Below are 1,399 nucleotides of genomic sequence, written 5' to 3' on the forward strand. Positions count from 1 at the left end.
GGATACGCCGGAGGGAAGAGTCGTTTCAACTCTTAAGCCTTGAAATTGCCACCGCCATGGGCTTCAACGCAAGGCATGTTTGAGGGGACTGTCCGTCTTTTCCTGGTCTGGCTCGGCGCGCTGATATTCATGGCGCCGGTTTCGCTTGCCGTGGCGCAGAACGTCGACGGTGTCACCGACCTGAAGCTTCCGGGAATTTCGAGCTACGCGACGCCGAAAGGCGAGACGTCACTGGCGCTGAGCGGCGGCGGCGCCATCACATTGTCCGCCCAACTAACCGACAAGGGTTCCGACATCACGCGCGGCATCGTCTGGCGGGTTTTCAAGCCCGAAGCCGTCAACGGCAAATTGCCGATGGTTGCCTCCTCCCATGGCGGCACCGCCGTCTTCCAGCTCGAACCCGGCAGCTATCTGGTTCACGCCTCCTACGGCCGGGCCGGCGCCACCAAGCGCATCACTGTCGGCAAGGACGCCAAGCGCGAAAGTCTCGTGCTCGACGCCGGCGGCCTCAAGCTCGACGCAGTGCTGTCCGGCGGCGTGCGCATTCCACCAAAGAAGCTGCGATTTTCGATCTACGAAGGCACCGCCGAGGCCAATGGCGACCGCGCGCTGATCATTCCCGATGTCGAGCCCAACAGCGTCGTGCGGCTCAACGCCGGCATCTATCACGTCGTCTCGACCTATGGCGCAGTCAACGCGGTCATCCGCTCCGACATCCGTGTCGAGGCCGGCAAGCTGACCGAAGCCACCGTCGAGCACCACGCCGCCGAGATCACCATGAAGCTGGTGCGCGAAACCGGTGGCGAGGCGATCGCCGACACATCCTGGTCGCTGCTCAACGAATCGGGCGATCCGATCAAGGAAACCGTCGGCGCCTTCGCCTCGATGGTGCTGGCCGAGGGCGACTACACCATCATCGCCAAGAACCGCGACCGCATCTATCAGAAGGATTTTACGGTCGTGGCCGGGCAGAACCAGGAGATCGAGGTTCTGGCCACCGAGGCCGCGGCGATGGATCCCGAAGAAGGCGCGGACTAACCTTCCGCGGCAGGTTTCCTGTTTTCAGGCTGCCATCTTGGTCCGCGCTGGCAGGAACGGAATCCGGCGGCGCGCCACGATTGGCGCCAGATCGAACACGCCGCGATACAGCCGGTCGAGCAATGCCTTGCGGTCGCGCAACGGCTCCAACTCGCTCCAGCTCAGCACATCGCCGACGCGCACGTCTATCGCCTTGCCGGACAGCCGCGCGAATTCGTGGATGAGCAGCGACGTGCGCAGCGTCAGCGAGGCCTTGCCGACGAATTTCGCCACCCGGCCGTCGCGCTCGGCCATGTTCATCGGCCCGCTGACCAGATGGAACAGCCTGCCGTTCTGCCCGGAAAAATGCATCGGGATGACC

General features: G+C 63.7%; 1 protein-coding gene and 1 pseudogene. One reads left to right on the plus strand and one right to left on the minus strand.

The window, feature by feature from the left end:
- The first annotated feature begins 75 nt into the window (after window positions 1-75).
- Window positions 76-1,038: a hypothetical protein gene (locus tag EN893_RS33995; protein WP_127270173.1), complete on the plus strand. Its 963-nt coding sequence runs from the start codon at window positions 76-78 to the stop codon at window positions 1,036-1,038.
- Between the two features lie 24 nt (window positions 1,039-1,062).
- Here EN893_RS33995 and EN893_RS34000 read toward each other — a convergent pair.
- Window positions 1,063-1,399 (minus strand): annotated as a pseudogene (locus tag EN893_RS34000) (glycerol acyltransferase); the annotation flags it as partial.

The sequence above is a fragment of the Mesorhizobium sp. M7A.F.Ca.CA.004.04.2.1 genome, from assembly GCF_004022825.1.
Classification (GTDB): domain Bacteria; phylum Pseudomonadota; class Alphaproteobacteria; order Rhizobiales; family Rhizobiaceae; genus Mesorhizobium.

Bases quoted from the DNA above. Each gene is read 5' to 3' on its own strand.
- EN893_RS33995 (WP_127270173.1), top strand. From the start codon at position 76: ATGTTTGAGGGGACTGTCCGTCTTTTCCTGGTCTGGCTCGGCGCGCTG.